Genomic DNA, 13,475 nt, shown 5'->3' on the forward strand with positions numbered 1-13,475 from the left:
CTCCTTAAAGCAACAAAGCAATAAAGCAATGCCCCTGAAATATCAGAGGCATTGAGTGTCTATATGTCTTTTCTAGGGTGAATCAATCCACCCATTAGTAACCGTTAAATCTTGTTCGGTATTTTGAGTCCATGAAAGAGTCGATACAGCACAGGCACTACGATAAGCGTCAATACGGTTGCAAACCCTAAGCCAAACATAATTGTGACGGCCATCGGTTTAAAGAAGATATCAGGCAACAATGGAACCATACCCAAGATCGTCGTGACCGCTGCCATGCAAACAGGTCGCACACGGCTAAGGGCCGCGTCTACCACAGCAACGTAAGGCTCTTTTCCTGTGCGCATTTCTATTTCAATTTGATCAAGCAATACAATCCCGTTTTTCAACAGCATACCGGACAGACTCAAGAACCCAAGCAGCGCCATAAAACCAAAAGGGGTATTCAAGGCGAGCAAGCCCGTTGTTACCCCTATGATCGCTAACGGTACAGTAAGCCAAACAATCAACGGCTCTTTCACTGAGTTAAATAGGAAGACCGTGATAAGGAACATAAACAAGTAGCCCAATGGCATCGTGGTAAACAATGACTCTTGCGCATCACGAGAAGATTCATATTCCCCACCCCACTCTAGAAAATACCCTGGCGGCATATCTATCGCTTCAATTTGTGGCATTAACCTTTTTTGTAACGTAGACGCCGTCTCTTCACCTAGAATGTCTGGGTCGGCCATCACAGTAAGGACACGCTTACGGTTTTTGCGCACTATGATTGGGTCTTCCCAACGTAGCTCATACCCAAGTGTGATTTGCTGTAAAGGAATGTATTCACTGAGTACAGGGCTCCACATTTTCATGCCTTCAATATTACGAATATCAACCCGTTCATCTTCCGGCAATCGGGTCACTATCGGCATTAGCGTCGTGCCATCTCGATAAACCCCGACAGACTTACCTGAAAACGACATGGACAAGAAATCGTCAACATCCGATTTTGTGATACCGTAACGTCGAGCCTGGCTTTCGTTAAATTGAGGCTCTAAGACTTTTGTTCGCTCACGCCAATCGTGACGTACATTGGTTGCATTTGGGTCGGCAGACATAATCTCTGAAACCTGCGCCGCCAGCCCTCTTAGAATAGTCGGATCTGACCCCACTATTCGCGCTTCAATTTTCGCGCCACCACCAGGACCGAGTTCTATCTGCTTGAGCTTGTAACTGATTTCTGGGAAATCAGACTCAACATACTGACGGAACGCTTCCATAAGATTGTGCAAGGCTTCGTAATCATCAACACGAGTGGTGATTTCTCCATAACCTGCGTAACTTTTCTCTGGTGCATAAGTCAGCATGAAACGCTGTAAACCTTTACCCGCTGTGGTCGTCACATGTTCAACATGATCTTGCTCTGATAGCCAAGACTCTAAAACCTTGAGCTTGGTATTGGTGGCGCGGATATCCGTACCTTCAGGTAACCAAATGTCAGCTTGAAACATCGGAGTCGTTGATGAAGGGAAGAAGGATTGCTTCACCATGGTGAAACCATAAAGGCTAACACCTAACCCCACAACCAATACAATCACAGTTAACCAAGCGCGATTCATACAAAACTCTAGGAAGTTTTTGTAGGCAACAAACACAACCCCATTGTATGGATCACTGTTCTCATCGCCCTCTGGAAGCTTTTGCCCTTTGAAAAACATATCAGCAAAAAACGGCGTCAGTGAAATAGCGGTAAACCAACTGAGCATCAACGAGATCAGCAACACCGTGAACAGGGTGCCACAATATTCGCCAGTGGCATCTTCAGAAAGCCCAATCGGCGCGAATGCCGTCACCGCGATAATAGTAGCACCGAGTAGTGGCCATTTCGTCTGTGTAACAATATCAGTGGCGGCTTGGGTGCGGGTTCGTCCTTTTTGGGTGCCGATGAGTATTCCTTCAACCACCACAATGGCATTGTCCACCAGCATCCCTAGCGCAATCACCAACGCACCCAATGAGATACGTTGCAAATCGATCTTGAAATACTGCATGAATATAAAGGTGCCGAAGACGGTCAGTAAGAGAATCAGACCAATCAATAACCCGGACCTTAAGCCCATAAAAAACAACAGCACGATGATGACGATCGCAACCGCTTGGCCAAGACTGACAACAAACCCACTTACCGATTTGTCCACTTCCTTGGGTTGACTGTATATCTCTGCTATCTGCACGCCAACAGGCTGCTGGTACTTTAACTCGGCTAAGCGCCGATCAAACCGTTCACCGACTTCAACCACGTTAACACCGGTTGCAAAAGAAACACCAATATTAAGCGCGACATCGCCGTTATAGTTAATAATATTACTCGGTACTTCCTGGTAACCACGGGTGATTTTGGCAACATCACGTAAATAAATAAGCCCTGAAGCGCCATTTTCATTAATGATTAAATCACCAAGTTGCTCAACATTTTCGAACTCGCCCGTAGGATGAATTCGAATGTATTCATCGCCGATTCTTATAGCACCTGCATCCGACACTAGGTTCTGTGTTGAAAGTAAGTTGAATACCGTTGCCGGCGCCAAGCCAAGGCTACTCATTCGAGTCATCGATATTTCAATGAATACCTGCTCTTGCTGTTGCCCAGAGACGGAGATTTTGCTCACGCCATCAACTAACTCTAGCTCTCGTCTTAGGTAATCTACATAATCCAGCAGCTCTTTATAACCGTACCCATCCCCTGTCACCGCGAGCAAAATACCGTAAACGTCACCAAAGTCATCGATGACTTTAGGAGCGCCCACCCCTGGTGGTAATGACCCTTGCAGATCATTGACCTTTCGACGCAACTCATCCCAGATCTGCGGCAAGTCATCTGGGCCATAATTGTTCTTCATCGTCACCGTTATTTGTGACAACCCTCGGCTGGAAATCGAATTAACTTCATCCACATAAGTAAGCTGTTGAATGGCTTTCTCTAAAGGATAAGTCACCTCTTCTTCGACTTGCTGAGGAGTCGCACCTGCATACTGAGTCACGACCATAGCGTCTTTGATCGTAAAGGCAGGATCTTCAAGACGACCTAACCCAAAAAAGGCAGACACGCCTCCAATCAAAAAGATCAGTGAAATCATCCAGCTGATGACTTTATTCTTGATAAAATAAACCGCGATTCCTTTTTCTTCTTCATTCGTTTGGTCGGGTATCGCTTGCTTCAAATCACTCATTAAATGCTACCTCTGAAATCACGTTCACTTTCATTCCCTCTCGCAATTTAGAAAGTCCTGCAACAACGACGACGTTAGTTTTGTCTAGCCCATCGAGTACTTTAAATGAGTTTTGCGATGCTTTGCCTAATGTGACTTTTTGTTTTGTTACCGTATTGTCACTTTGTAAAATCCACACGTATTTATTGTCTCTTTCTAAGGCATCCCCATCCCCATTAAAGATCGCTTCTACAGGGACAGAAGCCCCGACGCTGATACTATGCCCAAGGCCCTCACCCATGGCGGCAACTTCAACAGCCATACCGTCGAGGATATATTCGCTTTCTGGCATCGGCATAGACAATGTGGCAGTGAATGTACCTGTTGCCGGATCCGGCTCGGTGGTAAATTCTTTTACTGATGCCTCATATTCATTGCCACTAGGCACTCTGACGACCGTTTGAATCGACTCTACAACCTGGCGAGTTGGCGCATTGACGTAAAGCCTATCTGGTAACTGTATGAGTATCTCTACTGTTTCAACACTGTGTATGTTGACAATGTGCTGCCCAACTTGAACATTTTCAAATTGGTCAGTATTAACTCGAGAAATAACGCCATCAACAGGGGCTTTAAGCTGGGTGAACGACAGTCTTAATTTCGCCAACTCTAATTCGGCCAAGGCTATTTGTCTTTGCGCCGCAATCTCATCAAATTGTGACTTAGCCAAAAGCCCTTTGTTAACGAGGGGTTTGGAACGATTAAACTGATTATTCACAACGGTAAATCGAGCCTGAGCGTTGTCGACATCAAGCTGATAATCGGTGGGATCTAGCCTAGCAATCAATTGCCCTTTCTTAACTCGGTCCCCTTCTTTTACGCTTAACTGGCTGATTTCGCCTGATACTCGAAAGCTCAAATGAGAGCGCTCTGCCGCATTTGCCACAGCGGGGAAGTAAAGCGATTCTGTCACTTCAGAAATCGATAGATCAGCAACCCTAACGTTAAGAGGAGCCATTTCAGTCTTTACAACGGTATCTTTACATCCCACCAAAACGATACTGAATGCGAACAAGCCAACTGTTTTCCATTGTTTCATCATTACAGCCCTCTCTCCTTAACCCACTCTCGGACTTTGATGCCACTTTCAATGCCACCAACGCCAGATACGATGATTTGATCACCATCATTTAAGCCAGAGAGTACTTCTCGCTTATCATTCACTTCAACCGTTGCTTTCTCTGTTAGACCCGATGGTGTAACACGCCATACTCGTGTTTTTCCATCTTCTTCAAACAGTGCAGATGATGGGATTCGGGTAGATTGACCCGCATCAACGATGGCTCGGACACGGCCTGCCATTCCAGGAAGAATACCGACATCCTTTGGCCGTTCCATCACCATCGTCACTTTATAAGCCCCCGTGTTCCGGTCTGCTTCTGTGTCTATTTCTTGAAAGAGAAGCGGATAACTCGTGTCGGGGAAAGCATCAAACGTCATGGTGACACTAGGGTTAAGATCTTGCGAAAAACGGTTCAACAGATGATCAGGTAACTGAAACACCACTTTCAGCAACTGGTTCGTTTGAATGTTCATTACCCCTGTTTTCTCGCTCACAAATTCAAAGTTTTGAGCTGGGGAAAGTGAAATGGTGCCGTCATAGGGCGCGATCAGTGTAGTGTATCTAAGATTTGCTTTCGCTTGAGAGAGGATAGCTCGCGCAGAATTGTGATTCGCTTTGGCTTGGTCAAAGTCTTGTTCTGACACTACTTTATCAATATGCAACTTTTTGTAACGTTCAAACTGCACGTCAGCCAACATGAAATTGGCTTGGGCTTGCTTGGCCAGTAAGGCGTATTCATCTGGGTTTAAAGCCGCTAACTGCTCACCTTTTTTGACATTTTGCCCGGCAGTTACATCAATCGATTGCAGTTGGCCAGGAACCCTAAAAGTCAATATCGCTTTATCACCCGCTTCGGTTGTCGCGGGGAAAGTGCGTTCAAACTGGTTATTACCAACCGATACTGTGAATAATTTTGCAGGCCGTGATTCCGGCTCAGGTACAGGAGGAAGATCTTTACCACAACCACTTAAGATTGCGCTAAAGACAATGAGATAAATATACTTTGCCATGTGTAGCACCCAACAGAATCATTTAGTTACAAAGATAGTTGAATACCCTGATGGATACCAGTGAATAATCGGTTAATTCATTGAAATCAAATGAGTAGAGAGTGGTATTTGATGCCACTCTCATTATTGATTAAAGATTTTTAAACTCGCGGTTGACTTTAAACGCATCAGAGGTGACGTAGGCCTCCATTTTTCCTAATTTCCCTCCCAGTGTATCAAAATCACTTTCTAACGTTTTTAGCAGTTCACTGGCACTCTTGCCTTGTTGCCAAGGCTTACTTTTTAGCTTGTGCTCTTGTTGAGTTTTGATGTCTTGAGAATAATTCACCGGCTGTTTCTCAATCATCAGTGTCATCGCGACATAAGCCAGGAGAACCAGAAATCCAGCACCAAGTAATGCCGCAGATATGACTAGGATTCGAATCAACCAAACCTCGACACTGAAGTAGTTCGCTAAACCAGCACAAACGCCGGTCAGTTTACTATTTTGAACATCTCTGTAGAGTTCGCGTTTAGTCATAAGATGATCTCCAATTGGGGGACTCAGCATCTAGAATTCTCTCTAACGTCACCACTCTAGATTGCAGCTTTTCTGCTTGCTCTGACAAATGGTGGATCCGTTGGTTATCTTCTTTGGATAACCCATTACCGGAATGACGTTTTGCTCGATAATGTAAAAATAACCATAAGGGAGCCACAAAGATTAAAAAAACCATCAATGGCCCAGCGATCAAAAACGATGACATAGAACTCTCCTATCCTTTATCTTTCATTTGCTGCTTTAATTTCGCCAGCTCTTGTTCAATTTCATCTTGCGCTTGGAGCTCGGCAAATTCCTGATCTAAGGATTTTGCATTACCACTCTTGGCATACACATCCGCTTCCGCTTCCAGTTCATCCACTTTACGTGAATACTGCTCAAACTTCGCCATAGCTTCATGAGTACGACTAGTATGAAGATGCTTTTGGACATCACGTCGGCTGGTTGCTGTTTGGTTTCGAATCGCCAGTGTTTGTTGCTTAGCTCGCGTTTCAATGATCTTGCTCTCTAATTTACTTACCTCACCGCTAAGCTTTTCAATCGTATCTTCCACCAATACGTTTTCAGCTTGCAGCCCTTTGAGGATCTCGATGAGTTTTTGCTTCTCGATCAATGCCGCTCTCGCTAACTCTTCGCGCTGCTTGGTAATGGCGAGTGTTGCTTTTTGCTGCCAACCTTCAATCTGGTCTTCCATTGATTCAATTTTACGGCTCAGATCTTTTTTATCGGCCAACGCTTTCGCGGAGTTGGTTCTTACTTCAACCAGTGTATCTTCCATTTCCTGTATGATAAGTCGAATCATCTTTTCTGGATCCTCTGCCTTATCAAGTAGAGAACTAATATTTGAGTTTACGATATCTGCAAAACGAGAAAAAACACCCATGATATATCTCCTAATTAACGGTAACGATGCGCGGTATATGCGCTGACATTCTTGATGTATGAAAAGAAACAATCAAGATGCATGCCAATTTTTAAATCTTTATAATCATACACTTATATTATCCGTCATTAGCCACCACTCTGTGTTATGATGAAATTAACCTACTATTGGTATTTTTAACCAGTTCGTTCTTAACATGGAGTCGACATCATGCGCCAAAACTTGATCGGTGAATCCCCAGCCTTTCTCTCAGTATTAGATAAAGTCTCTCGTTTGGCGCCTATTGAACGGCCCGTCCTCATTATTGGCGAGCGTGGTACGGGGAAAGAACTGATCGCTCAGCGGCTTCATTACCTATCCAGACGGTGGGAAAATAGCCTTGTTTCACTTAACTGCGCCACTTTGAGTGATGGCTTAATTGATTCGGAACTGTTTGGTCATGAATCTGGCGCGTTTACCGGGGCTAAAGGTCGTCACCAAGGTCGGTTTGAACGTGCAGAAGGCGGAACTCTGTTTTTAGATGAGCTCGCCACCGCGCCTTTAGCCGTGCAAGAAAAGCTGCTCAGGGTGATCGAATATGGGCAATATGAGCGAGTCGGTGGTCAAAAAACACTGAATGCCAATGTTCGTTTGGTCTGCGCGACGAATGCAAACTTGCCTCAGCTCGCACAGAAGAATCTCTTTCGGGCCGATCTTCTCGACAGGCTCGCATTTGATGTTATTCACTTGCCGCCATTGAGAGAACGCCCTGAAGATATTCCACTGCTTGCTGAGCACTACGCGATAAAGATGTGTCAAGAATTGGATCTGGAATTTTTTCCTGGCTTTTCTCACAGCGCCATGCGAGAACTTCTTGAATACACTTGGCCGGGTAACATCAGAGAGCTCAAAAATGTCATTGAGCGTGCTATCTACCAGCACAATCGCATCGATGAGCCCATTGATACTCTAGTGTTTGACCCCTTTGGTGGCGCTTGGGGCAACACAACAGTGAACCACGAGGATAACGATAGTAAAATGGGCGAGCAGCCAGATTCCGCTCTTTTGAACCCTCAAAATAATGGTTTTGTATCGCCATACTCAGACGATAAATCACTAGAACCGAGTAAACTCAACCCGTTAGCGTTGCCAATTGACTATAAAGCGTGGCAAGAAGAACAAGATATTGCATTGCTGAATCTGGCACTCAATGAGGCGCAGTTTAACCAACGAAAAGCCGCTGAGCTTTTAGGCTTGAGCTATCATCAATTAAGAGGCATGGTCAGAAAATACGACTTGATTGCGCAAAACGGCCAATAACCTCATAGATTCAACTGTTTTCAGTTGGTTTGAATGTCCAAACAATGGTAAATTATCGAGATCTGACGGCATGAATATTGGTTTAGTTTTGCCTTATCCCCTGACAAAGTTCTTTCTATGAAAGCGTTCTCAAAACTGACATTTGGATTCTTTGGCCTACTGTTTTTGGTCGGCTGTGGTGAAGATATCGATCACGATAAAATCCGACAAAGTGGCTTTATTTTTTGTGGGCAAGGCGGCTTACAAACGTTCAATCCACAACTTGTCGATAGCGGTATTACGTCTGAAGCACTTAGCCCGCAACTCTTCGATACTTTAGTTGTACTCGATCCAGAAACGCATCAACCCATCCCGAGTGTTGCGACTCAATGGACGGTGAATAAGTCTCGTACCGAATATATTTTCGATCTTAAAGAAGATGTTCCGTTCCATACGACTGAATGGTTTACGCCAACGCGCAACCTTAACGCTGAAGATGTTGTATTTAGTTTTCGACGTATTATAGATTCGAGTCATTCTTATCATTACGTGGGTAATGGCCAGTACCCTTGGTTTACCGGCATTGATTTTCAAAATCTGCTGATCGATGTACAGGCTTTAACAGCCCATCAAGTCAAGTTCACGCTCAGTCGCCCTGATAACACATTTTTGTCTAACATCGCGACAAGCCATGCTGTTATTCACTCTTTGGAATACGCCACTCAGCTTGAGAAAAACGACCGTAAGCGACAGATCGATACTTTACCCGTGGGGTCTGGGCCATTTTATCTAGATGAATATCTGGTCAATGACTTCGTCCGTCTTCGTAAACATAATACCTACTGGAATGGTCCAGCGAAACTTCAGCAAGTGGTGTTTGATATTTCTCACCGTGGGACAGGGACCTTCGCGAAGCTTCTTCGAAATGAGTGCGATGTCCTGAACGCACCTCTTTCAAGCCAAATTCCTATTATTGAGCAGCAAGAGTCACTGGTGTTAACCGCAAGACCGGCCATCAATGTTGCGTATATAGCGGTCAATACCATTCACCCAGAGTTAACCGATGTCAGAGTCCGTAAGGCACTCAGTTTTGCCATCAACCGCCAAAATATCCTCGATTCGGTTTATTACGGTACCGGTAGCTTAGCCTATACACTTCTACCACCAACATCCTGGGCGTATCAGAAAGACCAAGTACAAATCCGATACGACCGGAATTATGCGATAGCTCTCTTGCGAGAAGCCGGTTATGACTCGGGTTTAGAATTAACCATGTCCATCCCTTTAGAAAGCAAAGCGTACAACCCTAGCCCTCGTAAAACTGCCGAGCTGATCCAAGCTAATTTTGCTGATGTAGGTATCACACTGCATCTTATTACTGAAGATAGATTGAGTCGGAGCGACGCAAACAACAGGGATAATATCGACTTATTTTTAACCGGTTGGCTTGGTGCGACTGGGGACCCAGACAATTTCTTTAGGCCTCTACTCTCCTGTGATTCTGAAAGAGCGGGGCTTAATATCTCCATGTGGTGTAACTCAGATTTTGATTTCTTACTCGATTTGGCGCTGGAAGTCGACAAACCTCGTTACCGCACCAATTTATATTATCAGGCTCAGAATATTTTGAATGATGAATTTCCAGTCATTCCACTTGCCCATGGCAGACAATTTCAGGTTTACCACCATTCTCTAAAAGGGATAGAATTCAATCCCTTTAATTTGCCCCCATTTAACTTAGTTGAACGGAGTCAGTAATGTTTCTCTATACGCTTCGTCGTCTGAATCTGTTTTTTATTACTCTGCTGCTGCTGACGCTCATTGGATTCAATATTGTTCGCCTTGATGCCCTATCTCCGTGGGCACATCTTGATTTCTGGAGTGGCTGGTTAAGCTATCTTGTCGAACTGTCTCAGCTTAACTTTGGCACCAATAATAATGGGGTGCCTATCATTGACGAACTCATCATCGTTTTCCCTGCGACCATTGAGTTATGTTTGATCGCTTTCATCATCTCAATGTTTGTCGGTATTCCACTCGGCACGCTCGCAGGGATGAAACAAGGTAAGTGGATCGATAGCATTATTTCATTCACTTCAATGACCGGTTATTCCGCTCCAATTTTTTGGGTCGCATTACTATTGATCATGGTGTTTTCTTTAGAATATCAAGTCTTACCTATTGCAGGTCGGTACGATTTTCTATACCAGGTAGAACACGTGACTGGGTTTGCTTTGATCGATGCCTTCTTTACGGAAGGAAAGTATCGCGCTCATACCGTTCAAAGTGTCTTGGAACACTTAATATTACCCTGCTTGGTACTGGCATTGGCACCCACCACTCAAGTGATTCGATTGATGAGAACGTCTGTCGCGGAAGTCATGACACAAAATTACATTCGAGCTGCTCGAATAAGAGGTCTCACGACCCTAGAGATCATTACCCAGCACGTAATGAGAAACGCTATTCCACCTATCATCCCAAAGATTGGTGTCCAGCTCTCTAGTATGCTGACCCTGGCGATTATTACCGAGACTATCTTTAATTGGCCAGGAATCGGCCGATGGTTACTTGATGCATTATCCAATCAAGATTATACGTCCATACAGGCCGGTGTGATGGTGGTGGCGACGTTTGTGTTAACCGCAAATATTATTTCAGACTTAATTGGTGCAATGGTTAACCCATTGGAGAGAAAGGCTTGGTATGCTAACAAATAACATTTATCAAGAAGAGCATATCCCGACTCAGTTCCAACGGTTCTGGCGAAGTTTTCGCTCTAACAGTCTTGCGATGTTCGGTTTGTGGTGCTTGGTTATCATTATTTTGATTACACTCGCTTCACCCTTGATCACACCTCATGATCCACAAGCGCAATCGACACAGCTTCTTATTCCTCCTTCATGGAACCCATCCGGGACCGTTGAATACTTTTTAGGGACTGACGATTTAGGTCGAGATATTCTTTCTCGGCTAATTCAAGGGTCTCAACTCACCTTTGGGGCTGCGGTAGTGATAACGGCTATTGCTGCGACTATAGGTTGCATCATTGGTATCCTCGCCGGTATGACCAAAGGTCTATTATCAAGTACTCTCAATCATTTGCTTGATACGATTATGTCGATCCCTTCTTTGTTGCTGGCCATTATTTTTGTCGCCTTTCTCGGTTTCGGCGAGTTCAATATTCTTTTGGCGATTTGTCTTGCTCTTATTCCACGCTTCATTCGTTCTGTTTATATTGCCGTTCATAATGAGATTGAAAAAGACTACATTATGGCCGCCCGCTTAGATGGCGCGAATGATTTTTACCTCCTATGGAGCTCGATTTTACCTAACATTCTGATCGTCATCGCCACAGAGATGACCTACGCGTTGTCGATTGCAATTTTAGATATATCCGCACTTGGATTTCTCGGATTAGGTGCACAGGCACCCAGCTCTGAATGGGGTGCTATTTTAGGTGATTCGGTTGAACTGATTTATCTCGCTCCTTGGACGGTGACACTTCCAGGGCTGGCCATTATGGTCACGGTTATCGTGATCAACTTGGTTGGCGAGGGGATCAGACAAGCGCTCAATGCGGGGACTGAATAATGCCGCTATTAGATATTCGCCATCTCACGATTGAAATAGACACCCCTCAAGGCTTAGTCAAAGCGGTAGATCGAATGAGTCTAACCTTAAATGAAGGAGAGATTCGAGGTCTCGTTGGCGAGTCGGGATCAGGTAAAAGTCTTGTCGCTAAGGCCATTGTAGGAGTTTGTAAAGACAACTGGAAAGTGACCGCCGATCGCATGCGTTTTGGAAACATAGACCTTTTGCAACTCGCGCCCAGAGAAAGACGTAAAGTCATCGCCCGTGATATCGCTATGATTTTCCAAGAACCTTCTACTTGCCTTGACCCATCTGAGAAAATCGGTAAACAGTTGATTGAATCCATCCCTTCAAGAACATTTACAGGGCGCTGGTGGGAACGATTAAAATGGCGTAAAAAACAAGCCATCACCCTACTGCATAAAGTAGGCATAAAAGATCATAAGAGCTTAATGGAAAGCTACCCATATGAGCTAACGGATGGGGAATGCCAGAAAGTGATGATCGCAATGGCTATCGCGACTAAGCCTAAGATATTAATTGCCGATGAGCCGACCAATGATCTCGATCCAATAACGCAATCACAAATTTTGCGCCTGTTAAGCCGGATGAATCAACTGCACAATACGACCATTATGTTGGTTGGGCACGACTTAGCCACCATTACTCAATGGGCGACCCGCATCACAGTAATGTATTGTGGACAATCGGTAGAATCCGCCAGTACCAAGAAGATTTTGTCCGCGCCAAAGCATCCTTATACTTCTGCATTGCTGAAAGCCGTCCCTGATTTCAGTGATTGGATTCCGCATAAACAGAAATTACAGTCTTTACCCGGCTCTATTCCACCTCTTCAGCATCTACCGATTGGCTGTCGACTCGGACCACGATGCCCTTACGCTCAAAAACAATGCGTAATGATTCCCCCTACTAGGCGGATTAAGCAACATAAATTTGCTTGCCACTTTCCTCTTAACATGGAGAAAAAACAATGAGCGCATTGTTGGAAGTCAACGGGCTGAAAAAAGACTTTGTTACCCGTTCTGGCTTTTTCCGAAAGAAAATTCAACACGCGGTTAAGCCCGTCAGTTTTTCATTGGATGCAGGGCAAACCATCGGATTTATCGGCCAAAACGGCTCTGGAAAATCAACACTTGCTCGAATGCTTTCCGGTATGGTTGAACCTACAGAGGGTGACATTCGCGTTAATGGCGAACTGTTAGAGCACAAAGACTATTCGACACGTTGCAAACTGATTCGAATGATTTTTCAAGATCCAAACACGTCTTTGAACCCCAGGATTCAAGTGGGCCGAATACTTGAAGGGCCGCTGAAGAGAAACACCAATATGACTCCTGACGCTCGAATGAAACGGGTGAAAGAAACGTTAAGAAGAGTTGGTCTTTTACCTGAGCACGCCTATTTCTATCCACAAATGTTAGCAACAGGGCAAAAACAGCGCATTTGTTTGGCGAGAGCCCTCATTCTTCAGCCTTCCATTATTGTTGCAGATGAAGCCCTCAATGGCCTCGACATGGCAATGCGATCTCAGATCATCAACCTATTTTTGGAACTACAAGAAGAGATGGGCGTTTCTTTTGTGTACGTATCCCAACATATTGGAATAATGAAGCACATTACCGATAAAGTAATCGTGATGCATGAAGGCGATGTCGTAGAATCAGGAGAGACACACCAAGTGTTATCTGACCCCCAACATCCTATCACTCAACGTATGATTGAAAGCCATTTTAATAAAGCGCCTTTTTTCAAATAAAGCGCCCTTTTTTAAACAGCCTAACTTGGTTAAACAGCCTGAACGTGGGATCAATGAGTACAAAAGATTCCGTCA

General features: G+C 44.6%; 12 protein-coding genes. 6 read left to right on the forward strand and 6 right to left on the reverse strand.

What is annotated here, in order from left to right:
* Positions 1 to 104: 104 nt before the first annotated feature.
* From QF117_RS15165 to pspA, 6 genes are all read right to left on the reverse strand, one after another.
* Positions 105 to 3,215, reverse strand: a complete 3,111-nt coding sequence (locus tag QF117_RS15165) for an efflux RND transporter permease subunit (RefSeq protein ID WP_282386571.1) — start codon at positions 3,213 to 3,215, stop codon at positions 105 to 107.
* Positions 3,208 to 4,296 (reverse strand): efflux RND transporter periplasmic adaptor subunit, encoded by a 1,089-nt coding sequence (locus QF117_RS15170; RefSeq protein ID WP_282386573.1) that lies wholly within the window; start codon positions 4,294 to 4,296, stop codon positions 3,208 to 3,210. The genes QF117_RS15165 and QF117_RS15170 overlap by 8 nt, the downstream gene beginning before the upstream one ends.
* A complete protein-coding gene (locus QF117_RS15175) occupies positions 4,296 to 5,327 on the reverse strand; it encodes an efflux RND transporter periplasmic adaptor subunit (protein WP_282386574.1) in 1,032 nt (343 codons plus the stop codon). The genes QF117_RS15170 and QF117_RS15175 overlap by 1 nt, the downstream gene beginning before the upstream one ends.
* Positions 5,328 to 5,457: 130 nt before the next feature.
* Entirely contained in the window at positions 5,458 to 5,847 is a 390-nt protein-coding gene (gene pspC / locus QF117_RS15180) for an envelope stress response membrane protein PspC (RefSeq protein ID WP_282386575.1), read from the reverse strand.
* Positions 5,840 to 6,073, reverse strand: coding sequence for an envelope stress response membrane protein PspB (gene pspB / locus QF117_RS15185; protein ID WP_282386576.1), 234 nt, complete (start codon positions 6,071 to 6,073; stop codon positions 5,840 to 5,842). The genes pspC and pspB overlap by 8 nt, the downstream gene beginning before the upstream one ends.
* A 9-nt stretch (positions 6,074 to 6,082) precedes the next feature.
* A complete protein-coding gene (pspA, locus tag QF117_RS15190) occupies positions 6,083 to 6,751 on the reverse strand; it encodes a phage shock protein PspA (RefSeq protein ID WP_282386577.1) in 669 nt (222 codons plus the stop codon).
* A gap of 210 nt (positions 6,752 to 6,961) precedes the next feature.
* Between pspA and pspF the strand changes: the two genes are divergently transcribed.
* The 6 genes from pspF to QF117_RS15220 all read left to right on the forward strand — a co-directional run bounded on the left by pspF (position 6,962) and on the right by QF117_RS15220 (position 13,400).
* A complete protein-coding gene (gene pspF / locus QF117_RS15195) occupies positions 6,962 to 8,050 on the forward strand; it encodes a phage shock protein operon transcriptional activator (protein ID WP_282386579.1) in 1,089 nt (362 codons plus the stop codon).
* 117 nt (positions 8,051 to 8,167) lie between these two features.
* Positions 8,168 to 9,787: an ABC transporter substrate-binding protein gene (locus QF117_RS15200; RefSeq protein ID WP_282386581.1), complete on the forward strand. Its 1,620-nt coding sequence runs from the start codon at positions 8,168 to 8,170 to the stop codon at positions 9,785 to 9,787.
* Positions 9,787 to 10,749, forward strand: coding sequence for an ABC transporter permease subunit (locus QF117_RS15205; protein ID WP_282386583.1), 963 nt, complete (start codon positions 9,787 to 9,789; stop codon positions 10,747 to 10,749). The genes QF117_RS15200 and QF117_RS15205 overlap by 1 nt, the downstream gene beginning before the upstream one ends.
* Positions 10,736 to 11,623, forward strand: coding sequence for a putrescine export ABC transporter permease SapC (gene sapC / locus QF117_RS15210; RefSeq protein ID WP_282386584.1), 888 nt, complete (start codon positions 10,736 to 10,738; stop codon positions 11,621 to 11,623). The genes QF117_RS15205 and sapC overlap by 14 nt, the downstream gene beginning before the upstream one ends.
* A complete protein-coding gene (locus tag QF117_RS15215) occupies positions 11,623 to 12,618 on the forward strand; it encodes an oligopeptide/dipeptide ABC transporter ATP-binding protein (RefSeq protein WP_282386585.1) in 996 nt (331 codons plus the stop codon). The genes sapC and QF117_RS15215 overlap by 1 nt, the downstream gene beginning before the upstream one ends.
* Entirely contained in the window at positions 12,615 to 13,400 is a 786-nt protein-coding gene (locus tag QF117_RS15220) for an ATP-binding cassette domain-containing protein (protein ID WP_282386587.1), read from the forward strand. Before QF117_RS15215 ends, QF117_RS15220 begins: the two co-directional genes overlap by 4 nt.
* Positions 13,401 to 13,475 lie beyond the last annotated feature (75 nt).

The organism is Vibrio sp. YMD68 (assembly GCF_029958905.1).
GTDB lineage: Bacteria > Pseudomonadota > Gammaproteobacteria > Enterobacterales > Vibrionaceae > Vibrio.